General features: G+C 55.5%; 21 protein-coding genes. 13 read left to right on the forward strand and 8 right to left on the reverse strand.

Annotated elements, in window-relative coordinates:
* Positions 1 to 13: 13 nt before the first annotated feature.
* From MUU51_RS15010 to MUU51_RS15025, 4 genes are read right to left on the reverse strand one after another with little or no spacing between them, the layout of a single operon-like run.
* Positions 14 to 262 carry a helix-turn-helix transcriptional regulator gene (locus MUU51_RS15010; protein ID WP_133460555.1) on the reverse strand — a complete coding sequence of 83 codons (249 nt, stop codon included), beginning with the start codon at positions 260 to 262 and terminating at the stop codon, positions 14 to 16.
* Positions 263 to 310: 48 nt separating this feature from the next.
* Positions 311 to 1,192, reverse strand: coding sequence for a RecT family recombinase (locus tag MUU51_RS15015; protein ID WP_258968045.1), 882 nt, complete (start codon positions 1,190 to 1,192; stop codon positions 311 to 313).
* Positions 1,189 to 2,010, reverse strand: coding sequence for a PD-(D/E)XK nuclease-like domain-containing protein (locus MUU51_RS15020; protein ID WP_258968046.1), 822 nt, complete (start codon positions 2,008 to 2,010; stop codon positions 1,189 to 1,191). The genes MUU51_RS15015 and MUU51_RS15020 overlap by 4 nt, the downstream gene beginning before the upstream one ends.
* Positions 2,007 to 2,186 carry a hypothetical protein gene (locus MUU51_RS15025; RefSeq protein ID WP_258968047.1) on the reverse strand — a complete coding sequence of 60 codons (180 nt, stop codon included), beginning with the start codon at positions 2,184 to 2,186 and terminating at the stop codon, positions 2,007 to 2,009. Before MUU51_RS15025 ends, MUU51_RS15020 begins: the two co-directional genes overlap by 4 nt.
* Before the next feature lie 156 nt (positions 2,187 to 2,342).
* Between MUU51_RS15025 and MUU51_RS15030 the strand changes: the two genes are divergently transcribed.
* A complete protein-coding gene (locus MUU51_RS15030) occupies positions 2,343 to 3,965 on the forward strand; it encodes a hypothetical protein (RefSeq protein ID WP_258968048.1) in 1,623 nt (540 codons plus the stop codon).
* Positions 3,966 to 4,379: 414 nt separating this feature from the next.
* Entirely contained in the window at positions 4,380 to 4,607 is a 228-nt protein-coding gene (locus MUU51_RS22215; protein ID WP_374684792.1) for a GNAT family N-acetyltransferase, read from the forward strand.
* A 449-nt stretch (positions 4,608 to 5,056) separates the two neighbouring features.
* Here MUU51_RS22215 and MUU51_RS15040 read toward each other — a convergent pair whose 3' ends face one another.
* Entirely contained in the window at positions 5,057 to 5,890 is an 834-nt protein-coding gene (locus MUU51_RS15040) for a MurR/RpiR family transcriptional regulator (RefSeq protein ID WP_159769832.1), read from the reverse strand.
* 213 nt (positions 5,891 to 6,103) lie between these two features.
* Between MUU51_RS15040 and MUU51_RS15045 the strand changes: the two genes are divergently transcribed.
* From MUU51_RS15045 to iolB, 10 genes are all read left to right on the forward strand, one after another.
* Entirely contained in the window at positions 6,104 to 7,609 is a 1,506-nt protein-coding gene (locus MUU51_RS15045; RefSeq protein ID WP_159769835.1) for a CoA-acylating methylmalonate-semialdehyde dehydrogenase, read from the forward strand.
* Positions 7,610 to 7,620: 11 nt separating this feature from the next.
* The gene (gene iolD, locus MUU51_RS15050; protein ID WP_258968049.1) at positions 7,621 to 9,546 is read left to right on the forward strand and encodes a 3D-(3,5/4)-trihydroxycyclohexane-1,2-dione acylhydrolase (decyclizing); all 1,926 of its coding nucleotides are present in this window, start codon (positions 7,621 to 7,623) and stop codon (positions 9,544 to 9,546) included.
* Positions 9,547 to 9,802: 256 nt separating this feature from the next.
* Positions 9,803 to 10,789, forward strand: coding sequence for an inositol 2-dehydrogenase (gene iolG, locus MUU51_RS15055; RefSeq protein ID WP_258968050.1), 987 nt, complete (start codon positions 9,803 to 9,805; stop codon positions 10,787 to 10,789).
* Between the two features lie 39 nt (positions 10,790 to 10,828).
* Positions 10,829 to 11,758, forward strand: a complete 930-nt coding sequence (locus MUU51_RS15060; RefSeq protein WP_159769844.1) for a substrate-binding domain-containing protein — start codon at positions 10,829 to 10,831, stop codon at positions 11,756 to 11,758.
* 54 nt (positions 11,759 to 11,812) lie between these two features.
* Entirely contained in the window at positions 11,813 to 13,360 is a 1,548-nt protein-coding gene (locus tag MUU51_RS15065) for a sugar ABC transporter ATP-binding protein (protein WP_258968051.1), read from the forward strand.
* A gap of 11 nt (positions 13,361 to 13,371) precedes the next feature.
* Positions 13,372 to 14,400: an ABC transporter permease gene (locus tag MUU51_RS15070; RefSeq protein ID WP_159769850.1), complete on the forward strand. Its 1,029-nt coding sequence runs from the start codon at positions 13,372 to 13,374 to the stop codon at positions 14,398 to 14,400.
* Between the two features lie 10 nt (positions 14,401 to 14,410).
* Positions 14,411 to 15,544 carry a Gfo/Idh/MocA family protein gene (locus MUU51_RS15075; RefSeq protein WP_258968052.1) on the forward strand — a complete coding sequence of 378 codons (1,134 nt, stop codon included), beginning with the start codon at positions 14,411 to 14,413 and terminating at the stop codon, positions 15,542 to 15,544.
* 12 nt (positions 15,545 to 15,556) lie between these two features.
* Positions 15,557 to 17,461, forward strand: coding sequence for a bifunctional 5-dehydro-2-deoxygluconokinase/5-dehydro-2-deoxyphosphogluconate aldolase (locus MUU51_RS15080; protein WP_159769856.1), 1,905 nt, complete (start codon positions 15,557 to 15,559; stop codon positions 17,459 to 17,461).
* A gap of 14 nt (positions 17,462 to 17,475) precedes the next feature.
* Positions 17,476 to 18,366 (forward strand): myo-inosose-2 dehydratase, encoded by an 891-nt coding sequence (gene iolE / locus MUU51_RS15085; protein WP_159769859.1) that lies wholly within the window; start codon positions 17,476 to 17,478, stop codon positions 18,364 to 18,366.
* 9 nt (positions 18,367 to 18,375) lie between these two features.
* The gene (gene iolB, locus MUU51_RS15090) at positions 18,376 to 19,206 is read left to right on the forward strand and encodes a 5-deoxy-glucuronate isomerase (protein ID WP_258968053.1); all 831 of its coding nucleotides are present in this window, start codon (positions 18,376 to 18,378) and stop codon (positions 19,204 to 19,206) included.
* Positions 19,207 to 19,290: 84 nt separating this feature from the next.
* Here the strand turns inward: iolB and MUU51_RS15095 are convergent, their stop codons facing one another.
* Together MUU51_RS15095 and MUU51_RS15100 are read right to left on the reverse strand one after the other, a co-directional pair.
* Positions 19,291 to 20,613 carry an MFS transporter gene (locus MUU51_RS15095; RefSeq protein WP_258968054.1) on the reverse strand — a complete coding sequence of 441 codons (1,323 nt, stop codon included), beginning with the start codon at positions 20,611 to 20,613 and terminating at the stop codon, positions 19,291 to 19,293.
* Positions 20,614 to 20,723: 110 nt separating this feature from the next.
* Positions 20,724 to 20,924 (reverse strand): YfgG family protein, encoded by a 201-nt coding sequence (locus MUU51_RS15100; RefSeq protein ID WP_159760677.1) that lies wholly within the window; start codon positions 20,922 to 20,924, stop codon positions 20,724 to 20,726.
* A gap of 319 nt (positions 20,925 to 21,243) precedes the next feature.
* Here MUU51_RS15100 and MUU51_RS15105 point away from each other — a divergent pair, with 319 nt between their 5' ends.
* Positions 21,244 to 23,499, forward strand: a complete 2,256-nt coding sequence (locus MUU51_RS15105) for a bifunctional diguanylate cyclase/phosphodiesterase (protein WP_258968055.1) — start codon at positions 21,244 to 21,246, stop codon at positions 23,497 to 23,499.
* Here MUU51_RS15105 and ppx read toward each other — a convergent pair.
* Positions 23,479 to 25,020, reverse strand: a complete 1,542-nt coding sequence (ppx, locus tag MUU51_RS15110) for an exopolyphosphatase (protein WP_258968056.1) — start codon at positions 25,018 to 25,020, stop codon at positions 23,479 to 23,481. The genes MUU51_RS15105 and ppx overlap by 21 nt on opposite strands.
* Between the last annotated feature and the right edge of the window lies 1 nt (position 25,021).

Below are 25,021 nucleotides of genomic sequence, written 5' to 3' on the forward strand. Positions count from 1 at the left end.
CGCGTCAGCGACATCACGCGGCGTTACTCACCGGGCGGTAAGACCGCATTTCGACCGGCGGCTTTTTTCCGGTGTACGCCGTTGTGCTTTTTGCCTGGCGCTGATCAAGCCAGCGCTCAACCTCTTCGGAGTTCCACGCGCAACGGCGGTCCGTAATCCAGAAACGCTGAGGGAATTCTCCGCTACGCTCCATGCGGTCAATCGTGCTCCAGGACAGTGGCACCACCGCCAGGAGTTCCTTTTTGCCAAATGCACCTTTCATATTTACCTCTCAAGTTGCAGTTGCGGCGCGCCCGGCGCCGCGGTGGTTTTAAACTGGGATTTCGTTCAATTCATCTCGACGGATGTTATAAACGTCGGTGGCTCTTTCCAGTCGGTCATCATCATTGGCGAGTTTTTTGGCAACGTATTTGTATGCGTTATCCAGAGCGTCAACGGTGTTGTAGCCCATCGCCGCGTCAGTGAATGCAGACAGGATTTCTTCTGGCTCGCGCTCATCTGATTTTTTGCCGCGCTCTTCCTGCTGCTGTTCAGGCTTCGAGTTAATCATCTTGTTCATTCCGGCACCGGTACTTGCTGGTGGCGTAATGTCACGCTCAACGCGCGGCGATGTCTCTTGCAATTCATCAGGGGTGTATACGCCAAGCAGTACATCCGGTGCGTGCAGTCTGGCCCAGCGTTTAACGCACAGGTAAGCCAGCTGCTGGCGCGGATCCTGCTCCCAAAGCGGAGAGTTGCGCACCCCAGCCTGTTGCATGCTGATGGTCAGCGTGCGAGGTTCTGCCTCGCCTTTCAGCGTTGCCCAAACCGTGACGGTAAGAACCGGTGACTTATCCGTCTTTCCGCTAACTTTCGACCAGTCGCCATCCCAGCGATAATTCAGGCGGGTCGCCAGAAGATTGGATGAGGACACCACTGCGTTAACCAGTTGCGCCTCGTAGCCCAGCGTGCCATTTACCACGTGAGTTTTTTGGGCAACGGCGAACGGGTTCATGCCCCACTGTGCCGCCTGCATGGTGACGGCCAGACAGTCGGAAGGTTTTCCGGCCAGGTGCGCCGGGACTGTGGCTTTGCTCTGCGCCATCAGTTCCGCGAAGCGCACCAGTTGATTCATGCCTTCAGGGCTGAAGATTGCTGCCGCGGTGCCGACGGTTGCGCCTGGCTGCTGGGTTACTGCGATATCGTTGCTCATACGTACATGTCCTGTTTGCGTGCCCACTCAGGGCGCTTAATCATTTCCACTCCGCCCCAGTCATCACTGACCCGGCACTGGTGATAGGTATTCAGATCCCGGCGGAACAGTGCGTGCCCCGCGTCTACATCGGCGGCATCCAGTTCGAACACGCGAACCGGGTATCGACCGCAGTCGATGGTTTCGCTCACTGCGATGAAAAAGAATCCGTGTGGATGCCCGGTAACGCGCAGCGCACCTTCGCGGTACATAGCGTCCTGGACGTGATAGCGGAATTCTTCGATGTGACGCGAGAAGCGATCCATGTCGGCAACCTTCTTCACGTCAACAAGGGCGTTGTGATCGCGCAGCCATTTGTCTGGGCGGAAACGGCATAACTCGCCAGTTTCCTCATCTTCCCAGTAAGCCGACGCTTCACACTGCCCTGGCGCTTCCAGCATCCAGCGTGCCGCCGGGTGCGCCATGGCGCTGTCGCGCATCAGTTGAAGCTTCCGGCCTTGCTCGGCATCCATCACAGTCATTCCCATGTCTTCAACGTCGCGAAGGAACGAAGCTTCATCCTCTTTACCGGCGGTAGTGCGACGGTTGAATTGCGGTGCCACGATGAAACGTTTATCGAATTCTTCTGGCTCCAGCAGCAAGCAGTGCAGGGCGGTGCCCATATCCAATGCCTTCAACTTTTCGGTATCAACCGGGGCCGACTTCTGCCACTTCAGAAGAGCAGGGCTCTTGGCCACCATGTCCAGTTGGGACTTACTCACGCCGTCCCCGGCGTGGTATTCCTCATTGGTGATGTCGTAGTAGATGCCAGGTTTCATGCCGCATTCCTTTTGCTGTCGATTTGGTCGGCCAGGTCAAGGCGGGCAATAATTCCAGTCAGCTCGCGCTTAAATGTCGCCATAACTTCGTCGAATTCGCAGCTTTCACGCGCTGCTTCAAGAATTTCAGGACGAACGCCGGCACGCAGCAGGGAGCGCTCAAACGAGACGTCCATGATGGGTACGGATTCGGGGAGCCTTTCAAAACATGGGGACCGATCCATGCATTCGTCAGAGAGATGGTGAAAGTCGCGCTAAGCAGGCCGTCCTACACGGTCGAGATGTTATGTGACCTTGTGTCAAGGCTAAATGCAATTGCGTCAGAGGACCAAGTGCGCGTATGGGAGATAATCGACGAGTGGCGCAACGCGGGTGCTCTTGACGAGGAGGTTGCGAAGATACGCGAGAAAATTCGTGTGACTGTCCTCTCTCGTCGGGGGCGTAAAAAGGTCAATGAGGAAGGGCAAGCGAGCCTGACGGAAAAAGCCAAGGCGGTCTATGCCGAGTTGCAGCCCAAGGACACTGTGAACAAGTATGAGTGGCTGTTTCGTCAGGGATGGGTTGAAGAGTCAGGGGACGAACTCGCAGGTGACGAGATGGACTTCCGAGCTCGTGAGCAACGTATAGATAAGCTCCGCGTTCAAGCCCTGACAGATATTGTGCAAGAACGAGGTATTACAGGCATTCTCGCGCTCTCTGAAAAAGGAAGTTCCCAACGCCAAATCGGCGCTCACCTAGTGTCAGGCATACTTACCGACGAGCAGATTGAAGATTTGCTCTTGCAATGCCTACGTCCGCCAGAAAAAGATTCGATTCGTGACGGCATCGTCGCCGGGGTGCTCTGGACGTTGGACGAGGGTAGAGGAAAGGCGATATATGCGAGCCTGCGGGGCAAAGTTGCCGAAGAGGAAGCGCTCCGTCTCTTGCTCCTTTCTCCTTACCGGGCATCTACCTGGGAGCTTGTCGATCAACTTTCGGCTGAAGCTCGCAATCGGTACTGGGGTGAAGTGGTTCCGCAATATGTGTTTGACTCGCCAGAGGAAAACAACGAGAGCGTTCGCCGCCTTCTTAAAGTCGAACGTCCTAGGGCAGCCTTTGCATCGATCCATTTCAAGCTTGAAGAAATACACCCGCCTCTCCTTGTGCAGATGCTATCTGCCATGGCGAAAAATAGTAAGGATAACGCTGGAGAGTACCAGCTGCACGACTACGATGTGCAGCGTGCCTTCCAGCTTCTCAATCGCAACTCGGACCTCACTCTAGAGGAAAAGGCTGGGCTGGAGTTCGCATATTTAGAGGTTCTGGCTCGCTCTTTCCGAGGGGAAGACCAGCAGCAGATTCCAAACCTTGAGCGCTACATTGAGGAACATCCTGAACTGTTCGTGCAGGCTGCAGTGTGGGCCTATAAGCGCAAGGACCGTGGCGAAGACCCCCCCGAGTTTCGCGTTACCGAAGGTCGCGAGCATTTGGCACAGCGGGGGTATCGCCTCCTTGATGCCATTGAGCGTATCCCTGGTCAAGACAAGGTAACTAAAGAGGAACAGCATGAGAAGCTCGCAGAATGGGTTGCAACGATAAGGAGGTCTTGTGCTGAACTCGACCGCGCGGAGATTGCGGATGTGTGCCTTGGAAAGCTATTTTCTAATGCACCGGCTGGCGAGGATGGCGTGTGGCCAAACGAGGCCGTTCGCGATGTGATGGAGGACTTGCGGTCTGAGGATATCAGCAGGGGGGCACATACGGGGTTGTACAATGCGCGCGGCACCCATTGGCGTGGGGAAGGTGGTGGTCAAGAGCGAGAGCTTGCAGACAAGTATCGCGCTTGGGCCGACGCCTTACAATTCACACATCCCTTTGTGTCGTCATCGTTGATGATGTCGATGGTCAAAACGTATGAGCAGGAAGCTGAACAACAGGATACTGAAGCCGGTATCCGACGTCGGCTAAGGCATTAAAGGAGATAATATCGCCAAGATTTGCACTTCATGGCATTGTTCATGGTATCAATGTGTTGTTTTTACTCAACTGATTGATATGTATTAGAAATATGGTTATGGTGATAATCGAGTGGGAATAAATCCCCGGTCAGCTCTCGCTTCTCAGCCCGCGTAACTGCGGGCTTTTTTGTTTTTGTGTCGGGTATTTTAGCCGCTAAAATTTGAGGCGCATTTACGGTTTACTCAACTGAGGGCAGGTCGGGTTTGTGAAATAATGGGTTCTATCGTCTGTTCAGTGCTGTGAGTTCAACGGGTCAGGTCAACCCTGTAGCAGTTGGCTTAGAAAGCATGCAAAAAATGGTCGTCCGTTTTTCGGTTGTGAGAGTTTCGTCGGATGTTCTAGATTTATCTTCATTCTAAAAGGAGATAATCATGAATTTCATTGAGCTTCATAATCAAAACAAACCGTTACTCATCGCGAATGTCTGGGATGCTGGAAGTGCTATTGCGGCGCAGCAGGCGGGCTATCAGGCCCTTGGTACTTCAAGTGCAGCGATTGCCGCTACACTTTTTGTTTCTGCACCTTTCAGAAGGGCAGGAATTGGCAGAAAGCTGATGGGTTTTATAGCAAGCCGTGCTCAAGAGCGGGGGTGCTTTTAACTCGATTGGTTATCGGTGGCAGCAGATCCATTGGCACAGAAGTTTTATGAGTCTCTCGGTGCTCAGGTTATCAAAAGCGTTAATTACCATCGGGTTTTTGGTCAAACATTAGATGAGCTTTCCCGTGGTGACGACTGAAGTATTCAAGCAAAGCAGACCGTCAGACTCTCCCCTAAACGCCGGATAAAGACTTATTTGCCTCAACCTCTCGCAGTATTGTCGCCCGGCATCTGCAAAATCAGGTGGCTGGATTAGCCTCCTTGTAAGCATCCCGCTTAACCGGCCCATTCCCCCGACTGTGATTTTCTGACCGTTCCCTTTAGTGCCGCTAGTGCCGCGCCAGATTTTACCGATCTATAAAAGTATTCGTCGCGATAGACGATGATGACATCATCCATTCTTAATGGTGAGACTCAGTAGCTTACTTACAGCATCGCTATCTTCGCTAATTATGTGTGACCATTTCCCTGTTGGTAGGCCAGTGCGACAACGAGAGACTGCAACAGACACAGCGTGGCGGACTGAGAACGGAAGGCATCGACCTGTGCTTCTTTCACTACAAAGCATAAATCGCTGAAGGTCGCCAGTGGGCTGAGCTGGCTGTCGGTGATGACAATTTGTTTTGCCCCAGCTTTGGCCGCGGTTTCGCTGACCATGACCGTTTCTTCGGCGTACGGGGAGAAGCTAATTGAGATAACGATATCACGGCCTTTAATGCGGCTGATTTGCTCACGCAACATGCCGCCCATCCCGTCCAGCAGGATTGGCCGACAGTCGAGGTGGCTGAGCGCATAGGTCAGGTAGGTGGCGACGCTGAAGGAGCGACGCAGGCCCGCGATATAAATGGTGTCGGCTTCCGCCAGTAAGTGTACCGCACGTTGTAGCATGTCGGGATCGGTACGCGACGCCAGCTGCTGCAAGGCCTGGGCATTTGAACGGGCAAATTCTCGCAGGATCTCTATCGGGGCTTCCGGTACCGATTCGCTTTCCATCTCCCGGAACAACCTTGCACGGTCACTGTAGCTGGCGGTCTCTTCCACCAGGTTCATACGAAATAGTTGTTTCATTTCGTTGAAACCGGTGAAGTCGAACGCGTTGGCAAAGCGGATGAGCGTGGACGGCGGTACATCGGCCTGTTCAGCAATGACGGCGACAGTGTCGAACGCCACGCTGTTAGTATTATCCAGCACATAGCGGGACACCTGCTGCAGTCGTTTACTCAGACTATCGTAACGCTCGCGAATTTGCTGCTGCAGCTCGCTCAGGCTGGATGCTGTCGTCATGTTATCCCCTATACTTAGTTTTCTGATTCTAAACGCAAAATCGTTATTTTTAAATCATAACGACACATCCGCACTGCCAATGTCGACTGTTAACATAAAAATCCATTCCTGATCACAATAATCAATATTTATTTTATTTCAACTTAAAATGGAATGTTTGTTTCATATACAGTGTTCGGGTAATAGTCACGATTTAACAGCGAGAGGTTCAGGATGGAGACGGTAGCGAATTTTATTCACGGCGAGTGTGTCACAGGTTCAGGCCAGCGCGTTCAGGCGATCTTCAACCCCGCCACGGGCGAGCAAATTCGTCAGGTGGTGATGAGCACGGCGCAGGAAACAGAGCGTGCCATCGCCGCCGCGCAGCTGGCTTTTAACGGATGGTCACGGCAGGCCCCGCTGAAACGCGCCCGCGTATTGTTCCGCTTTAAAGCGCTGCTTGAGCAAAACATGGACTCGCTTGCGCGGATTATCAGCGAAGAGCACGGCAAAGTGTACTCTGATGCGGTGGGGGAGCTGACACGCGGTCTGGAAGTGGTGGAATTTGCCTGCGGCATTCCGCATCTGCAAAAAGGTGAGCACTCGGCAAATGTGGGCACTGGCGTCGATAGCCATTCGCTGATGCAGCCGCTGGGCGTGTGCGTCGGCATTACCCCGTTCAACTTCCCTGCGATGGTGCCGATGTGGATGTTCCCAATCTCGCTGGCGACGGGCAATACGTTTGTGCTCAAACCGTCGGAAAAAGATCCTTCTCTGCCGCTCGCGCTGGCAAAACTGCTGAAAGAAGCGGGTCTGCCGGACGGCGTCTTCAACGTGGTGCAGGGTGATAAAGAAGCGGTCGATGTGCTGCTGACCGACCCGCGCGTTCAGGCGGTCAGTTTTGTTGGCTCGACGCCGATTGCGGAATACATTTATCAGACCGCGTCAGCGCACGGCAAACGTTGTCAGGCTCTGGGCGGGGCGAAAAATCACTGCATCCTGATGCCGGACGCCGATATGGCGATGGCGACGAATGCCATCATGGGCGCGGCGTATGGTGCGGCGGGTGAGCGTTGCATGGCGCTGTCGGTGGTCGTGGCGGTGGGTGATGACACAGCGGAAGCGTTGTGTGCGCAACTGGAAAAACAGATAGCGGTATTACGCGTGGGGCCGGGGCTTGAGCAAACGCCGGAAAATGAGATGGGGCCACTGATCTCCGCGGCGCACCGCAGCAAAGTGCTGGGCTATATCGACAGCGGCGAAGCTCAGGGCGCCACGCTGCGCGTGGATGGCCGGGGTTTCAGCGTGAAGCATCATGAGCAGGGCTTTTTTGTCGGGCCGACATTATTCGATAATGTCACGCCTGAGATGACCATCTACAAAGAAGAAATTTTTGGCCCGGTACTTAGCGTGGTGCGGGTGAAGGATTACGCCAGCGCGGTGGCGCTGATTAACCACCATGAATACGGTAACGGGACCGCTATTTTTACCCGTGACGGCGGTTGCGCGCGACGCTTCTGCGAAGAGGTACAGGCCGGGATGGTCGGCGTTAACGTACCGATTCCCGTGCCAATGGCGTTCCATAGCTTCGGCGGCTGGAAACGGTCTATCTTTGGTCCGCTGAACGTACATGGTAATGACGGCGTGCGTTTTTATACCCGCATGAAAACCGTGACTGCTCGCTGGCCGGAAATGCAGCAGGATAACGGTGCCGCGTTCTCCATGCCAACCCTGGGCTGACGGAGGGATTGATGAAAACTGAACGTATGACCATGGCCCAGGCGCTGGTCAAATTTCTCAACCAACAGTATGTCGACGTTGACGGGCAGGAAACGCCGTTCATCGAAGGCGTGGCGACTATCTTCGGTCACGGTAATGTGCTCGGTATCGGTCAGGCGCTGGAGCAGGACCCCGGGCACTTGCGGGTGCATCAAGGCTGCAACGAACAGGGCATCGCGCACATGGCGACAGGTTTTGCCAAACAGCACCTCCGTCGGCGCATTTATGCGGTGACCTCGTCGGTTGGCCCTGGGGCTGCCAACATGGTGACCGCGGCGGCGACAGCCACGGCTAACCGTATTCCGCTGCTGCTGCTGCCGGGGGATATCTACGCCAGCCGTCAGCCGGATCCGGTATTACAGCAGATAGAGCAATATCACGGCCTGAGTATCAGCACCAACGACTGTTTTCGTCCGGTCTCGCGTTACTGGGACCGTATCAACCGTCCGGAACAGCTGATGAGCGCCATGCTGAATGCGATGCGAACCCTGACCGATCCGGCAGATACGGGCGCAGTGACGATTTGTTTGCCGCAGGATGTTCAGGGCGAAGCCTGGGATTACCCACAGAGTTTCTTTGCCCGGCGTGTTCATCATATTGAACGACGCCCACCAGATCCGCATCGGCTGGAACAGGCGCGAGCGCTGATTGCCCGTAAACGTCGTCCGCTGGTGGTTTGTGGCGGTGGCGTGCGTTACGCCGGGGCGCACGACGCGTTTCGTCAGTTTGTCGAAACCTTGCAGTTGCCATTTGCCGAAACGCAGGCCGGAAAAGGGGCGCTGGTAAGTGACCACCCACTCAATCTGGGCGGTATTGGCGTCACCGGTGGACTGGCCGCGAACCGGCTTGCGCCACAGGCGGATCTGGTGATTGGTGTCGGCACGCGTTTGACCGATTTTACCACCGGTTCAAAAGCACTGTTTGCCCACCCGGACGTCGAGTTCCTGCTGTTGAATGTGGCGGAGTTCGATGCCCTGAAGCTGGATGCCACGGCACTGGTGGCCGATGCCCACGCCGGTCTGTCAGCACTGACGGAAGGGCTTGTGGAGTATCGCAGCGACTGGGGAAGCGAGGTGGCGCAGGCGAAATTGGCCTGGCACGAGGAGTGCCGTCGGTTGTGGTCTCGCCAGTGGCAGCCCGATGACGCACCAGAAGTTGCTGGCCACCTCGATACTCAATTGCAGGAATACAGCGAAGCGCTGAAAACGCGGCTGACGCAAACACGCGTGCTGGGGCTGATTAATCAGCACATTGAGGATGATGCGATTGTGGTTGGGGCCGCAGGTTCGCTCCCCGGCGATTTACAGCGGCTATGGCAGGTGAAGACCCCCGACAGCTATCACCTGGAGTATGGCTACTCCTGCATGGGCTATGAAATCGCGGCGGCGATTGGGGCGAAGCTCGCGAAACCACAGCAGCCTGTGTATGCGATGGTTGGCGACGGCTCGTACATGATGCTGCATTCTGAGCTGCAAACGGCCGTTCAGGAAGGGATAAAAATGGCCGTGCTGCTGTTTGATAACGCCGGGTTCGGTTGTATTAACAACCTGCAAATGGGGCACGGGATGGGCAGTTTTGGCACTGAAAACCGCGCCCGCAATCCGCAGAGTGGACGCCTTGATGGCCCGTTGGTACAGGTCGATTTTGCTCAAAATGCCGAAAGTTATGGTTGTCGGGCGTGGCGGGTGAATGACGAACAGAGTCTGTTGGCGGCCCTGGAGGCGGCGCGTGCCCATCCTGGGCCGACGTTGCTGGACATTAAAGTGTTGCCCAAAACCATGACCCACGATTACGCAGCCTGGTGGCGCACGGGGGATGCCCAGGTTTCTGCGTCAGACAGCGTGCAACAAGCAGCGGAACAGACCCGGCTGCAACTGCAAAACGCCCGTCAGTATTAACCTTTCAGCGCGTCTCCGGCACGGTGTCGGCGGCGCGTTTATCTCTTCTTATTTCACCGTAACGAAATTTTCATTTCATCTTTCCCTCGCGAAAGTCAGAGTGCACGCTGTGACACTGATAACAAAATGTATCGCAACTATTGCCATAATGTTAACTGGCGCGCAAAAATAGAATTTTCACTATTTATAAAAATGAAATAAATGTTTTATTTATGGTGTCGTTAGTTCATCGCATTCATCCATACCAGGAGCCGTTATGTTTAACATTGCTTTACTGGGCGCTGGCCGAATTGGCCAGGTACATGCCGCTAACATCGCAACCCACAAGGAAACAACGCTCTGGTCCGTTGTTGATCCGAATGAGGCCTTTGCCTCCCGCCTGGCCACGCAGTATCAGGCGCGCCAGCAAAGTCTTGATGAGGCGATGACCGATCCCAATGTTCATGCGGTGCTGATTGCCTCAGCCACCGATACCCATGCCGATTTAATCGAACTGGCTGCCCGTCACGGCAAAGCCATTTTCTGTGAAAAACCTGTCCATCTTGATCTGGCCCGTGTGCGCGACTGTCTGAAAGTGGTCAAAGAGTACAACGTGCCACTGTTTATCGGTTTCAACCGCCGCTTTGATCCGCAGTTCCGCCGCGTCAAAACCGAAACCCTGAGTGGGCGCATTGGTAAGCCGGAATCATTACTGATTATCTCCCGTGACCCGTCACCGCCGCCTGCGGAATATGTGCGCGTCTCGGGCGGGATGTTCCGCGATATGACCATTCATGATTTTGATATGGCCCGCTTCATCATGGGCGAAGAGCCGGTTTCGGTGTATGCGCAGGGGAGCAACCTGGTCGATCCAGCCATTGGTGAAGCCGGGGACATCGACACCGCCTTCATCGTACTGAAGTACGCCTCCGGCGCGCTGGCGACCATCGTTAACAGCCGCCGTTCATCATATGGCTATGACCAGCGTCTGGAACTGCACGGCTCCGAAGGCCTGTTGACCGCGGGCAATATCCTCGAAAACCAGGTGCAGCATTTTGGCCAAAATGGCTGCACCAGCGCGCTGCCTGAGCATTTCTTCCTGCAGCGTTATAAATCTGCCTATGCCGCCGAATGGGAACACTTTGTTGCCATTTTACGCGGAGAGGCGGTGCCGGAGTGCAGCGGTGATGACGGTGAACGCGCGCTGTATCTGGCTGATAAAGCGCTGGAATCTTTACAAACCCGGCGTGAAGTTCTCCTCTGATATTCCATAACTACACACCCTACACAGAGAGACATAACAATGAAAAAGCTGATCTTAGCCGCCCTCATCGCCATGACTGCTGGGGCGGCCATGGCCGAGAACGAACAAATTGTCTTCAGTACGCCAAACCTGGCGATGCCGTTTGAAGTTCACATGCAACGTACGGCGGTGAAAGCCGCCAAAGAGATGGGCGTTAACCTGCAGGTCCTCGACGGGCAGGGCAGTTCGCCGAAACAGGTTGCCGACCTGGAAAACGCCATTACTCGCGGCGCGCAAGGTTTTATCGTCTCCCCGAATGATGTCACCGCGGTGTCGAGTGCGGTAGAAGAAATTCAGGATGCGAAGCTGCCAATTGTCACTCTTGACCGCTCTGTTGATAGCCAGAAGAAAGTGCCGCACTTTGGGGCGAACAACTACAAAGGCGGCCAGACCATTGGCGACTTTGTCAAAAACAAGTTTCCTGACGGCGCGGACATTATCCTGCTGACCGGCCAGCCGGGTTCGTCTTCCAATATCGAACGCACCAAAGGGATCCGCGACAGCCTGAAAGCGGGTGGCGAGAAATACCACATTGTGGCCGATCAGACTGGCAACTGGATGCGTTCGGAAGGGATGCGCATTGTCGAAAGCGTACTGCCATCGCTGAAAAAACGTCCGCAAGTGATCCTTTCCGCTAACGACGATATGGCGCTCGGTGCGATTGAAGCGTTGCAGGGGCAGGGTGTGAAGCCGGGTGAAATTCTGGTGACAGGATTCGACGCGGTACCGGAAGCGCTGGCGCGGGTGCGCGACGGCTGGATGGCGGCGACGGCGGATCAGCGTCCGGGATTTGCGGTACAGACGGCGATGAGTCAGCTGGTCGCCAACGTACGTGAGAAAAAAGCGATCACCGGTGCGGATTACCCGCCGACGCTTATCACCAAAGAGAACCTGCAACAGGCCGAGCGTATCGGCGAAGCCGGTAACTGATTTATCCGCAGCCGCCACCGTTGTGGCGGCTCGCATGACAGGAGGCGCTGAGCGATGGTGCAACCCTTACTGAAAGTTACCGATCTGGCAAAGAGCTTTTCCGGCATCTGGGCGTTAAGCAACGTTCAGTTGACCGTCGGGAAAGGCGAAATTCATGCACTGCTCGGTGAGAACGGCGCGGGGAAATCGACGCTGCTCAAGGCGCTGGCAGGCGCACAGCCGCAGACGCGCGGCGATATCTGGTTCAATGGCGAAACGCTGCCGCTGGAGGATTCACCGGTCGAGCGACAGAACAACGGCATCATCACGATTTATCAGGAATTCAATCTGCTCCCGAATATGACTGTCGCGGAAAATATGTTTCTCGGGCGTGAGCCGCGGAAGCGTAATTTGATCGTCAATGCGAAAGCCGTCAATCAGGAGGCGCAGGTCATTCTGGACTATCTGCACCTCAACGTGGCCCCGACGACGCCGGTCGCCCGCCTGAGTGTGGCGCAGCAGCAAATGGTGGAAATTGCCCGGGCGCTGACCCTGAACGCAAAACTCATCATTATGGATGAACCTTCCGCCGCGCTGAGCGACAGCGAAGTCGAAAGCCTGCACCGCGTGGTGCGGGAACTGAAAAGCCGTGGGGTAAGCATTATTTATGTCACCCATCGCCTGCATGAAGTTTTCCAGCTCTGCGACCGTTTTACCGTGTTTCAGGATGGCCGTTTTACCGGCACTGGCGCGGTTGCGGAAACCAATGTGGAGCAGCTGATTCGTCTGATGGTGGGACGCGACGTGGCCTTTAATCGTCGTCCGGCCAGCGAAACCCATCATCAGGATAAACCGGTTCGCCTTGCGGTGAAGGGGTTGTGTCGCGAAAAACCACCGCTGGATCCACACGGTATCGCCCTGCATGACATCAGCTTCCAGGTGCATGTTGGTGAAGTGCTGGGAATAGCAGGCCTGGTGGGGGCCGGACGAACGGAAGTGGCGCGCTGTCTGTTCGGTGCGGATGGTTTTACTTCCGGTGAGTTTGTGCTCGACGGCGCGGCATATCATCCGCGTGATCCCATGTACGCGCTGGATCAGGGCGTGGCGCTGGTGCCGGAAGATCGCAAAAAAGAGGGGGCAGTGCTTGGGCTTTCTATTCGCGACAACCTGTCGCTCTCCAGCCTCTCGTCGCTGCTGCGCTGGCGCTTCTTCATCAATACCCGCAAAGAGGACGACCTGATCGAGTCCTACCGTCAGGCGCTGCAAATCAAGATGGTCAACAGCGAGCAGGAGGTGCGCAAGCTCTCCGGCGGCAATCAGCAAAAAGTGATCCTCGCGCGCTGTATGGCGCTTAATCCACGGGTGTTGATCGTCGATGAACCGACGCGCGGCATTGATGTGGGCACTAAATCGGAAGTCCATCAGGTGCTGTTTGATATGGCGAAACAGGGCGTGGCGGTGATTGTTATCTCGTCCGATTTGCCCGAAGTGATGGCGGTGTCTGACCGGATAATCACCTTAAGCGAAGGCCGGGTAACCGGTGAAATCCACGGCGATGAGGCCAGCGAAGAGCGGCTCATGATGATGATGGCCATCAACCACAACGCACTGAACGCGGCATAACGGAGTTTCACATGACGCAGATAATCACCAAAACCCCCGCGCCTGCTAAACGTAGCGGACGTATCGACCCAATCGCTTTTTTTGAGCGCTTCGGGGTGCTGATTTTCATGATCCTGCTGCTGATTTTTTTCCAGACGCAGAACAGTAACTTCCTGTCAGAACGCAATGTTTTCAACATTCTTACCGAGGTTTCGATCTACGGGATCATGGCCGTGGGGATGACGTTTGTCATTCTGACCGCCGGCATTGATCTCTCTGTCGGCTCTATCCTCGCGGTCTGTGCCATGACCGCAGCGTATGTCATTAAAGGCGATAACTTCACCACGGTGGATCCAAACGCCTGGGGCGGCATGAGCTGGCTGGTGGGGCTGGGCATCTGCCTGGCGATGGGGACCGCAATCGGCTTCCTGCATGGCCTGGGTGTGACCCGGCTGCGTCTGCCGCCGTTTATCGTCACGCTTGGCGGGATGACCATCTGGCGCGGCCTGACGCTGGTAATTAATGATGGTGCGCCGATTGCCGGTTTTGACCCAGGATACCGCTGGTGGGGACGCGGCGAAATGCTCGGTATCTCAATACCTATCTGGATTTTTGCCCTGGTGGCGCTGCTGGGATATCTGGCGCTGCACAAAACGCGATGGGGCCGCTTTGTCTATGCCATTGGCGGTAACCCGGAAGCCGCACGCCTGGCCGGGGTGAATGTGAAGCGGGTGCTGGTCAGTGTGTATGTGCTGATTGGCTGTCTTGCCGGGCTGGCAGGCTTTGTATTGAGCGCCCGTCTGGGCAGTGCGGAGGCCGTTGCCGGGATTTCATTTGAGCTGCGCGTGATCGCCTCGGTGGTTATCGGTGGCACCTCGCTGATGGGCGGCTACGGTCGTATTGGCGGCACGGTTATCGGCTCGATAATTATGGGGGTTTTGATAAACGGACTGGTGCTGATGAACGTCTCCGCGTACTACCAACAGATTATTACCGGGTTGATTATCGTGCTGGCGGTGGCGTTTGATACCTATGCGAAGAGCCGTCGTGGCGCGCTGTGAGGGATAAACAATGAAACAAGTGCGAATCGGACTAATCGGCACCGGGTACATCGGCAAGGCACACGCCATTGCCTACGCCCAGGCGCCGACGGTGTTCAGCCTGCAAGGCGAACTGGTGCGAGAAATGGTGGCGGAAGTCACGCCAGAGCTGGCAGCAGAACGGGCGCAGGCCTTTGGTTTTCGTCGTTCGACCGGCGACTGGCGTGAGCTGGTGGCGGATCCGAATATTGATGTCGTGGATATCTGTTCACCCAATCATTTGCACAAAGAGATGGCGCTAGCCGCCATTCATCACGGTAAGCACGTCTATTCGGAAAAGCCGCTGGCGCTGAACGCCCATGACGCCCGCGAAATGGTCGAAGCCGCGCAGCAGGCCGGGGTGAAAACGCTGGTGGGCTTCAATTACATGAAGAACCCAACGGCGGCGCTGGCGAAAGAGATTATTGCGCGTGGTGAAATCGGCGACGTTATCCATTTCTACGGCACCCACAATGAAGATTATATGGCCGATCCTCAGTCACCGATTCACTGGCACTGCTTCAAAGAGACCGCCGGATTAGGGGCGCTGGGAGATTTGGCGGCGCATATCGTCAATATGGCCCACTACCTGGTCGGTGAAATTGATGAAGTCTGCGGCGACCTGAAAATTGTGGTGCCACAGCGTCCGGCAAGCGTTGGCTCGACGCAGATGATAACCGTCGAAAATGAAGACCAGGCGCATGCGATGGTGCGATTTGCTAACGGCGCGCAGGGTGTTATCGAAACCTCCCGCGTGGCCTGCGGACGCAAGATGGGGCTGTCATACGTCATTACCGGCACCAAAGGCGCCATCAGTTTTACCCAGGAGCGGATGGCGGAACTGAAACTCTATCTGCATGACGACCCGGTCAACCGCCAGGGATTCCGCACGTTGCTGGTGGGGCCTGCACACCCGGACTATGCCGCATTCTGTATGGGCGCAGGGCACGGCATCGGTTTTAACGATCAAAAAACGGTAGAAATTCGCGACCTGGTCAACGGCGTCGCGGCGGATACTCCGATGTGGCCAGATTTTACAGAGGGCTGGAAAGTTTCGCGCGTGCTGGACGCGATTGCGCTCTCGCATCAGCAAGGCCGCTGGTTGAATGTGAACGATTTTGTCTGACGAGGTATCAACGTGGAAAAGCAGTTTGATGTGATATGCATGGGCCGCGTGGCGGTTGATCTCTACAGCCAGCAGATTGGTGCGCGGCTGGAGGATGTGTCGAGTTTTGCCAAATATCTCGGCGGCTCGTCAGGGAACGTGGCTTACGGCACCGCGCGCCAGGGATTACGTTCGTCAATGCTGGCGCGGGTTGGCGATGAGCATATGGGGCGCTTTGTGCGCGAAGAGCTTAACCACGTGGGCTGTGATACCCGCCATCTGATAACCGATAAAGATCGCCTGACAGCGCTGGTGCTGCTCGGCATTAAAGACCGGGATACCTTTCCGCTGATTTTTTATCGTGATAACTGTGCGGATATGGCGATTACCGCCAGCGATGTGGATGAACATTATATTGCGTCATCCCGTTGTCTGGCGATCACCGGAACCCACCTTTCTCATCCTCACACACGAGAGGCGGTGCTGACGGCGCTGAACTACGCACGCCGTCACGGCGTCCGCACGGTGCTGGATATCGACTACCGGCCGGTGTTGTGGGGGCTCACGTCACTGGGCGACGGCGAAACGCGTTTTATTGCCGCAGAGCAGGTGACCCGCCAGTTACAAGCAGTATTGCATCTGTTTGATGTCATCGTGGGCACCGAAGAAGAATTTCATATCGCAGGCGGCACCACCGATACCTTGCAGGCGCTGGCGCAGGTGCGTGAAGTCAGTGCGGCGACGCTGGTGTGCAAGCGAGGCGCGCTGGGCTGTTCAGTCTATCCAGAAAACATACCGGCAACGCTGGACGACGGGCTGACGGTATCTGGTGTGCGGGTTGAGGTGCTCAATGTCCTGGGGGCGGGCGATGCGTTTATGTCGGGCCTGTTGCGCGGGTATCTCAATGATGAGGGGTGGGAGCAGGCCTGTCGTTACGCCAACGCCTGTGGCGCATTGGTGGTCTCGCGCCATGGTTGCGCGCCCGCCATGCCGAGTAAAGTCGAGCTTGATGATTACCTTGCTCGTGAACATCTGGTGCCGCGTCCGGATCTCGACCCACGGCTTAATCATTTGCACCGTGTTACCACCCGTCGGCGTGAATGGCCGGAACTGTGTGTGATGGCTTTTGATCACCGTAGCCAGCTTGAAGAGATGGCGCTCCAGTGCGGGGCGAGCCTTAAGCGCATTCCGACCCTGAAAACGCTTATTCTGCAAGCCAGTCGAGATGCGGCGCAGCAGGCCGGGCTTGAGGGGAAAGCGGGTCTGCTGTGTGATGGCACCTTTGGTCAGGATGCGTTGTGTGCCATTACCGGCGAAGGGTGGTGGATTGGCCGGCCGATAGAACTGCCAGGCTCACGCCCTCTGGCGATGGAGCACGGCAATATAGGTACTCAGCTTATCAGTTGGCCGCAGGAGCATATCGTCAAGTGCCTGGTCTTTTTCCATCCGGAAGATGCGCATGATTTACGACTGGAGCAGGAGCAGAAAATTGCCGAGGTGTATCACGCCTGCTGTCAGTCGGGGCATGAGCTGCTGCTGGAGGTGATTTTACCTGCCGATATGCCGCGCAGCGATGAACTTTATCTGCGGGCCATTTCCCGCTTCTACAACCTCGGAATTTATCCCGACTGGTGGAAGCTGCCGCCGCTGTCATCTGATGGCTGGACGGCGCTGAGCTCGATTATTGAACACCGTGATCCACATTGCCGTGGTGTCGTTATCCTCGGCCTCGATGCTCCAGCCGAACAGCTGCGCGCAGACTTTAAAGCCGCTGCCGGTCATGAGCTGGTGAAAGGCTTTGCGGTGGGGCGCACGCTGTTTGGCGAGGCGTCGCGCGCGTGGCTCAAACATGATATCGACGATACGCAACTGGTGACGCGCATTCGGGACAACTATCTGCAGCTGATCGCCTGGTGGCGTGAGCGCGAGCAGGCATAACTCTGGAGACTATTATGGCTGTGCAATTAGGCATTAATCCGCTGACATGGACCAACGATGACTTACCTTCACTCGGGGCGGAAACGCCGCTGGAAACCTGCCTGAGCGAAGGCAAAGAGGCCGGTTTCGCCGGTTTTGAACTGGGTAATAAATTTCCGCGCGAGGCCCACGTACTGGGGCCGATACTTCAGCGTCACGACCTGCAACTGGTATCTGGCTGGTACTCGGGGCGCCTGCTGGAACGTAGCGTAGAAGAGGAAATTGTGGCGGCACAAGCGCACCTGACCTTGCTGCGTGAACTCGGGGCCAACGTGATGGTTTTTGCCGAAGTGAGCGGTTGCATACACGGCGAGCAGCAGACGCCGGTTCATCTGCGTCCGCGCTTCCCGCAGGCGCGCTGGGCAGAGTATGGCGAGAAACTCACGGAGTTTGCCCGCTACACCCAGCAACAGGGCGTGCAGATTGCCTATCATCACCACATGGGGACGATTATTGAGTCCGCCGAGGATGTGGACAATCTGATGAAACATACTGGCGATGAAGTGGGCTTGTTACTCGATACCGGGCATTTAACCTTTGCAGGCGAAAACCCGCTGGCGGTGGCGCAACGCTGGATCCAGCGTATCAATCATGTGCACTGTAAAGATGTGCGTGCCGGGGTGCTGGCTGATGTGAAAAACCGTAAAACCAGCTTCCTGGATGCGGTACTGAGCGGTGTCTTTACGGTGCCAGGCGACGGTTGTGTCGATTATGCGCCGATAATGCAATTGCTGAAAAAACACGATTATCAGGGCTGGCTGGTGGTTGAAGCGGAACAGGACCCGACTATCGCTCATCCGCTGACTTATGCCCGCCTGGGGTATGACAATCTGAGCCGTCTGGCACGAGATGCCGGGCTTATCTGAGGAGGCGCTATGTCACGTTTACTGTCACGCTGGCAACAGCCTGATGCGCAGGGGCGCACCCAATCAGTGACCCCGGAGCGTGCGGGCTGGGGTCATGTCGGTTTTGACGCCTACGAGCTTGAAGAGGGGCAGACACTGACTCTTCCGGCGGTCGTTGAAGAGCGTTGTCTGGTGCTGGTGGCCGGGCGGGCCTCGGTGACCACCCCGACTGAGCAGTTTTCAGATATTGGCGAACGCATGAGCCCTTTTGAGCGCATAAAACCGTGGGCGGTCTACGTCACGCCGGGGGAAACGGTACAGATTCAGGCCGTGACGACGCTGGAACTGGCTGTCTGTAGCGCGCCGGGTAAGGGAAACTGGCCAACGCGTCTGATTGCGCCGCAGGATATCAACGGTGAGGCGAGAGGCAAGGGGCATAATCAGCGCTATGTGCACAATATTCTGCCGGAAGACCAACCTGCAGATAGTCTGCTGGTGGTAGAGGTGTGGACCAACGAAGGGTGCACCAGTTCGTATCCGAGCCACAAGCACGATACCGATAATCCGCCGCAGGAGACCTATCTTGAGGAGACCTATTACCATCGTCTGAACCCGGAGCAAGGCTTTTGCATGCAGCGGGTCTACACCGATGACCGGTCGCTCGATGAGTGCATGGCTGTCTACAATCGTGATGTGGTGATGGTGCCGAAAGGCTACCACCCGGTGGCGACCATGGCCGGGTACGACAGTTACTATCTGAATGTCATGGCCGGCCCGGTACGGAAATGGATGTTTACGTGGGAGGATGATCACGCGTGGATTAACAGCACTTATGCGGCGGATGAAAAACCGGCTCGCTGAGTGTGCCCGGCGGGCGGATAAGCGTCAGCGCCATCGGGCAAAAAAATCATGAATTTCAGGGCGACGCAGGTCGCCCTGATTGCGTTATGGTCTGGTATTTGTTTCTTCCACCGTGTCAGTATCCTCAGGCGTGGCCTCTTCTGCCGGTGTATCGACCATCGCCTCCTGAATGACGTCTTCATCCATTGACGGGTTCAGCGCCACCGCCAGCGGCGAAGACATCAGGCTGTCGGGCATCACCACGTGTGGCAATGGCGCATCGACAATGATCTCCGGCTGACGTTTTCTGATCCAGCTGATGGCCCCGATAGTCGCGCCGCACAGCGTGAAGCAGAAATAAAGCACGTTACCACCGAAAGGTTGCATGATTGCACCGGTTATCAGCGGCCCGATACAGGCCCCGATGCCGAAAGCCATCAGCAGACAGGCCGTCAGCGATACGCGGCGTTCTGGCTCCACGCGATCGTTGGCAATCGCCACGCCGAGCGGGTAAAGCGAGAACATCGCCATGCTGGAAATAAAAGCCATACCCAACAGCCAGTAAAAGCCAAGGTGAGGCAGAACGGACAGCGGCAGAGAGGCCAGTGCAAACAGCACCGCGGTATAAAACAGAAGATGCTGACGGTCATAGCGGTCGGAGAGCCAGCTCAGCGGGAACTGCGACACCATCCCGGCGAAAATGGTCACGCCCATGAACAGGCCAGTTTGCCGGGTGGTTAAGCCTTGCGAGATGGCATACACCGGTGCCAGACCGTAAAACGCCCCGGCGGCCATGCCCATCACCAGCGTTGCCGCCAGCAGTTTGGGGATAGCTTTAAAGAAGTAGCCGGGCTCCATCGGCGCGGGCGACATTGGTTGCGCAGTGGTGCGGGTGGTGAGCGCGATCGGCACCAGGCACAGGGCGAAGCAGAGAGCGACAATAAGCAGCATCGACGGCCCGGTTCCGGCTGCCGCCATCAGGATAATCTGCCCACCACACAGGCCGAGATAGGTCGCGACCATATACAGCCCAAAGATGGCGCCGCGCTGCGAGGATTCCGCCCGGTCATTAAGCCAGCTTTCCAGCACCATGTACTGGCACATCATGCACAGGCCGATAACCATGCGCAGGAAAATCCACAGGGGGATAAAGTCGCTGAGTCCGTGGCCGACGACCGAGGCGGTGATGATCCCCGCACAGGAGACGTACGCGCGAATATGCCCGACGCGGGCAATCAGGTTGTGGCCCACTTTGCCGCCAATCACCAGACCGAGATAGTTCGCTGCGGTTATTGCACCAATAACCGTACCGCTGACTTCTTCGTGCGCAAGGCGCAATGAAATATAGGTCGTCAACAGCCCGGAACCGAGTAGCATCAGCAGGGTGGTGGTGTACAGCGGCAGAAAGGTATTCAGGATGTTTTTCATACGTTCCCTGTATTGGCTGTTCGTTACGGGTTCACCAGCATCGTGCTTGGTTTTACCGTAGGATGCAAATGCAGGGACTTTTGCCGGGAATTGTCCTGGCCTGAGAGGAACTAATTTTGCTCGGTGCGCACCTGAGGTTCAGTGACCTGACTGGACTGCTGCGCGGCTTTCTTGTCCTGATGATGCTGCCAGGCGCCGATTGAGGAATAGACGAAGCGGCCAAAGAAGAAGAGGAAGCTGATAAGTAAAATGATCCGGGTCATGCGACTGTTAAACTGGTGTCGTTTTCGCATAGGGGTTGCCTGGCTCACTGAGGGGTCCTTTAATAATACCCATGATGGGCGATGGGGCCTATTAAGGCACAGCAACGCAGCAGGGTCAATTAACGATTGCATAAAAATTGCGCAAAAAAGAGCGGGAGAACAAAACCAGCAATCGCATGAACGGAATTACGCATTAATCATAACCGCGCTGTTATTTGTTGATTTAAGTCAAATCGCTCAGTCTGGTGCTACTTATAATCTCTTGCCCCATTCCGCTCTGACAAAGTGCCAGTTTGCGGACGTCGATAATCAGGTTGGATGCCTGTCTGAAACTGCCCATCAGGAATTGGGTCTCTTTTGAGTCACTATGCATCTTACTGAGTTCTATAAAAACAATCGTGATAAATGGTGGGGATTACCGCTCATCCTGCCATTGCTGCTTTTACCTGTTGCCCGCACTGCCAATACCTTTACCCACATAGATGGCGGTATCGTCTCGCTCTATTATTTGCCGTTGGCATTGCTGCTGTCCCTGATGCTCTTTTTTGGCTGGAAAGCGTTGCCCGGCATAGTGTCAGGGATTTGGCTAGTGGTGGCGCAAGGCATGACTGTCCCTGAAACTATTGGCATCATCTTCCATTTTTTAATCCCTATTATCCTCAGTTGGGGCGGGTATCGGGTATTCGTACCGAGGCGGCATTTCATTTCCTATGGCAGCACACGTTTGATGCCGCAACGTCTGTTCTGGCAGATGTTTTTCCCTGCGACTCTTTTTCAACTGTTGCTGCTGGCCTGCGTCTTTTTTAACATCCTTCCCGCGCGTATTTCGCTGGCCGGAACCGGGCCACTGACGCTGCACAGCCTGATTAACTATCAGTCGGTGTTAGTGGGCTGTTTAACCGGGGTTCCGCTCAGTTATCTGGTTATTCGGATCATCCGAAATCCGATGTATTTGCGCGCGTTCATCTCCCAGATGCGTCAACAAATTGACGCCAAAGTGAGTACGGGCGAGATGATCGCCTGGTCACTTATCTTATTGATTATCATGGGCCTGCTTTTTATTCCTGCCGCAAATGCAGCCTCTATTTTCACCACCAATTATACCCTCTCACTGCTGCTGCCGGTGATGCTGTGGGGCTCGATGCGTTTCGGCTATCGGCTGATGTCTATCGTCTGGACGGTGGTGCTGATAGTTAGTATTCACTTCTACTACCGTTACATGCCGTCTTATCCGAGCTACAGCAACCAGCTGGCGATTACCTCATCCAGCTATCTTGTGTTCTCGTTTATCGTGGTGTACATGGCGATGCTGTCGACCCAACAGCGCTACATCCACGCCCGCGTGAAACGGATGGCGTTTATCGACCCCGTGGTTCAGATGCCGAATTTGTGGGCGCTGAGCCGCAAGCTCTCGAGCACACCGTGGTCAGTGCTGTGCTTCTTACGCATTCCTGAACTCGAAGTGCTGGGGCGTCATTACGGAATGATGGTGCGTATCCAGTACAAGCAAGCGCTGGGGAAATGGCTTGAGCCGGAACTGCAAGATGGCGAGTGTACTTACCAGCTTTCCGGCCACGACCTGGTTATTCGACTGAATACGGAAGCTTATGAAGAGCGGATTGCCGCCATTGATGTGCGGATTAAAAAATTCCGTTTTATTTGGGATGGTATGCCGCTGCAGCCGAACGTAGGGGTGAGTTACTGCCATGTGCGTTCTCCGGTGATGCAGCTGCCGATGCTGTTAGGTGAGCTGAGTACGATCGCTAACACCTCGCTGGTGACCGGTTCACCTGAAAACCTTCAGCATCGCAACGCCTCACATTTACAGCAGGGCCTGAAAGATAAAATCACCATGATGAACCGGCTACAGCTGGCGCTGGAGCACGGTAATTTCAGCCTGATGGCGCAGCCGATTGTCGGCATGCGCGGCGACAGCTATCACGAAGTATTGCTGCGTCTGAATGGCGATAACGCCCAGCTGATTTCCCCGGAAGTGTTTCTGCCGGTGGCCCACGAGTTTGGGCTTTCATCGCGGATCGACCTGTGGGTGCTGGAAAATACGCTGAAATTTATGGATAGCCGTCGTGAAACGCTGCCTGGTCTGCGATTGTCGGTGAATATCTCGCCCTCATCGGCCTGCGGATCACAGTTTCCGAAGACGGTATCCGACCTGCTAAAGCGCTATAACATTCAGGGCTGGCAGCTCATTTTTGAAATTACTGAAAATCACTCGCTGAGTCACCCGGACCAGGCCATGCTCAACATGGCGCAGCTTCAAGCTCTGGGATGCCGCATTGCCATTGATGATTTCGGCACGGGCTATGCCAGCTACGCGCGACTGAAAAACGTCAGTGCCGATATCCTGAAAATCGACGGCAGCTTTATCCAGAATCTGCTGTCGAGCACTCTGGATTACCAAATTGTTTCGTCAATTTGCCAGCTGGCACGAATGAAGAACATGCAGGTGGTGGCTGAGTACGTTGAAACGGATGAAATCCGTGAGGCGGCGCTGAGCCTGGGAATTGATTATCTGCAGGGCTTTTATCTCGGCAAGCCAGAACCTTTAGAAGGTCTGGCTGCCGGGAATATCGAGCCTGTTACATCAGGCGGCGATATCTGGTGATTCTTCTTCGGTAATTTTCAGCATCCAGCCGGTCACGCCTTGCCAGTACTGCTGCTCTTTTTCCAGATCGAGCAGTACCAGCGCGTTTTGACTAAACCAGTTGTGAGGGAAGCACAGTGTCCAGTGATTCGCTTCGGTGGTCAGTGTTAACGTCGGTGGCGTAGTCGTGGCCTGACGCTGGTTATTCAGCAATACGCCGAGGCGTAGCAGCTGGATCATCGGCAGGAATTGCTTCTTCTTAAACAGCGTAAAGCGCGGTAAATCGTCCAGCTTCACCCCTTTGCGGTGGTAACGCACCAGGGTTGCCATCAGCATCTGCTGCTCCTGGTTGAAGCCTGGTAAATCACTGTTTTGCAAAATGTACGCCGAATGGCGATGCATCCCGCTGTGATTGATATTCAGTCCCACCTCATGCAGCATCGCGGCCCATTTCAGCAGGGCAGCCAGCTGTGGGTGCGCCTGTTTCGCGTTCTGTTGCACCCACTGCTCATACATCTGATGGGTGGTTTCCAGCACGCGACGCGCCTGTTCGCGGTCGATATGATACTGACTGGCCAGACTTTCCGCGGTTCGGCTGCGGATATCGTCATGGCGGAAGCGGCCTTCCATCTCATACAGCACGCCTTCGCGCAGCGCGCCGTCAGACAGGCGCAGCTCTTTGATAGCGAGTGAATCAAACACGCCGCACAGAATCGCCAGGCCCGGCATAAAGACTGCCTGACGGTCTTCTGAAAGCCCAGGCAGACTGAGGGCGCTGAAGTTTTTGAACTTCAGCGTTTCTTCAACCAGCATCTCCAGGCGTTCCGGCGTGATGATGCCATCTTTCTCGCCCATTTCGACCAGCACTTCATGCACTGCTTTAATGGTGCCGGACGCGCCCATGGCCACGTTCCAGCCCTGAATACGGTATTGCCAGGAGAGCGTTTCCAGTTTCTGCACCGCCGCAAGGCGCGCACGCTGGAAGTTCTCTTTGCTGATAAGACCACCAGGGAAGAACATTTGGGCAAAGCTCACGCAGCCCATACGACGGCTTTCAACCAGCTGCGGTGTAAAGTCTTCGCCGATGACCAGCTCCGTCGAACCGCCGCCGATGTCGATAACCAGCTTGCGGCCTTTTTCCGGCTGCGTATGCTCCACGCCCATAAAAATCAGACGCGCTTCTTCATTTCCGGAAATGATTTCAATCGGGTAAGGGATCACTTTTTCCGCACGCTTCAAAAACTCCGGCGCGTTCAGCGCCTGGCGAAGCGTATGCGTGCCGACAATGCAGACGCTGGACGGAGGAAACCCTTGCAGGCGTTCCGCAAACAGTGACAGACAGGTCAGGCCGCGCTCCATCGCTTCTTCACTGAGCATATTGTCTTCATTCAGGCCATCGGCCAGATGGACGCGCTGTTTCAGGCGGCCAATGATTTGCAGCGCACCGTCAACGACGCGCGCGATAACCATATGAAAACTGTTCGATCCCAGGTCAACCGCAGCAATCTCCTGCGGTCGTGACGTTTTGGTTTTTATGGGCATA

The sequence above is a fragment of the Scandinavium manionii genome (assembly GCF_024764775.1).
GTDB lineage: Bacteria > Pseudomonadota > Gammaproteobacteria > Enterobacterales > Enterobacteriaceae > Scandinavium > Scandinavium manionii.

Coding starts and splice junctions, on each gene's coding strand:
- MUU51_RS15045 (WP_159769835.1), top strand. CDS start 6,104: ATGGAGACGGTAGCGAATTTTATTCACGGCGAGTGTGTCACAGGTTCA.
- MUU51_RS15060 (WP_159769844.1), top strand. CDS start 10,829: ATGAAAAAGCTGATCTTAGCCGCCCTCATCGCCATGACTGCTGGGGCG.
- iolE (WP_159769859.1), top strand. CDS start 17,476: ATGGCTGTGCAATTAGGCATTAATCCGCTGACATGGACCAACGATGAC.
- MUU51_RS15025 (WP_258968047.1), bottom strand. CDS start 2,186: ATGGACGTCTCGTTTGAGCGCTCCCTGCTGCGTGCCGGCGTTCGTCCT.
- MUU51_RS15065 (WP_258968051.1), top strand. CDS start 11,813: ATGGTGCAACCCTTACTGAAAGTTACCGATCTGGCAAAGAGCTTTTCC.
- iolG (WP_258968050.1), top strand. CDS start 9,803: ATGTTTAACATTGCTTTACTGGGCGCTGGCCGAATTGGCCAGGTACAT.
- MUU51_RS15070 (WP_159769850.1), top strand. CDS start 13,372: ATGACGCAGATAATCACCAAAACCCCCGCGCCTGCTAAACGTAGCGGA.
- MUU51_RS15010 (WP_133460555.1), bottom strand. CDS start 262: ATGAAAGGTGCATTTGGCAAAAAGGAACTCCTGGCGGTGGTGCCACTG.
- MUU51_RS15105 (WP_258968055.1), top strand. CDS start 21,244: ATGCATCTTACTGAGTTCTATAAAAACAATCGTGATAAATGGTGGGGA.
- iolB (WP_258968053.1), top strand. CDS start 18,376: ATGTCACGTTTACTGTCACGCTGGCAACAGCCTGATGCGCAGGGGCGC.
- MUU51_RS15020 (WP_258968046.1), bottom strand. CDS start 2,010: ATGAAACCTGGCATCTACTACGACATCACCAATGAGGAATACCACGCC.
- MUU51_RS15040 (WP_159769832.1), bottom strand. CDS start 5,890: ATGACGACAGCATCCAGCCTGAGCGAGCTGCAGCAGCAAATTCGCGAG.
- iolD (WP_258968049.1), top strand. CDS start 7,621: ATGAAAACTGAACGTATGACCATGGCCCAGGCGCTGGTCAAATTTCTC.
- MUU51_RS15095 (WP_258968054.1), bottom strand. CDS start 20,613: ATGAAAAACATCCTGAATACCTTTCTGCCGCTGTACACCACCACCCTG.
- MUU51_RS15075 (WP_258968052.1), top strand. CDS start 14,411: ATGAAACAAGTGCGAATCGGACTAATCGGCACCGGGTACATCGGCAAG.
- MUU51_RS15015 (WP_258968045.1), bottom strand. CDS start 1,192: ATGAGCAACGATATCGCAGTAACCCAGCAGCCAGGCGCAACCGTCGGC.
- ppx (WP_258968056.1), bottom strand. CDS start 25,020: ATGCCCATAAAAACCAAAACGTCACGACCGCAGGAGATTGCTGCGGTT.
- MUU51_RS22215 (WP_374684792.1), top strand. CDS start 4,380: ATGAATTTCATTGAGCTTCATAATCAAAACAAACCGTTACTCATCGCG.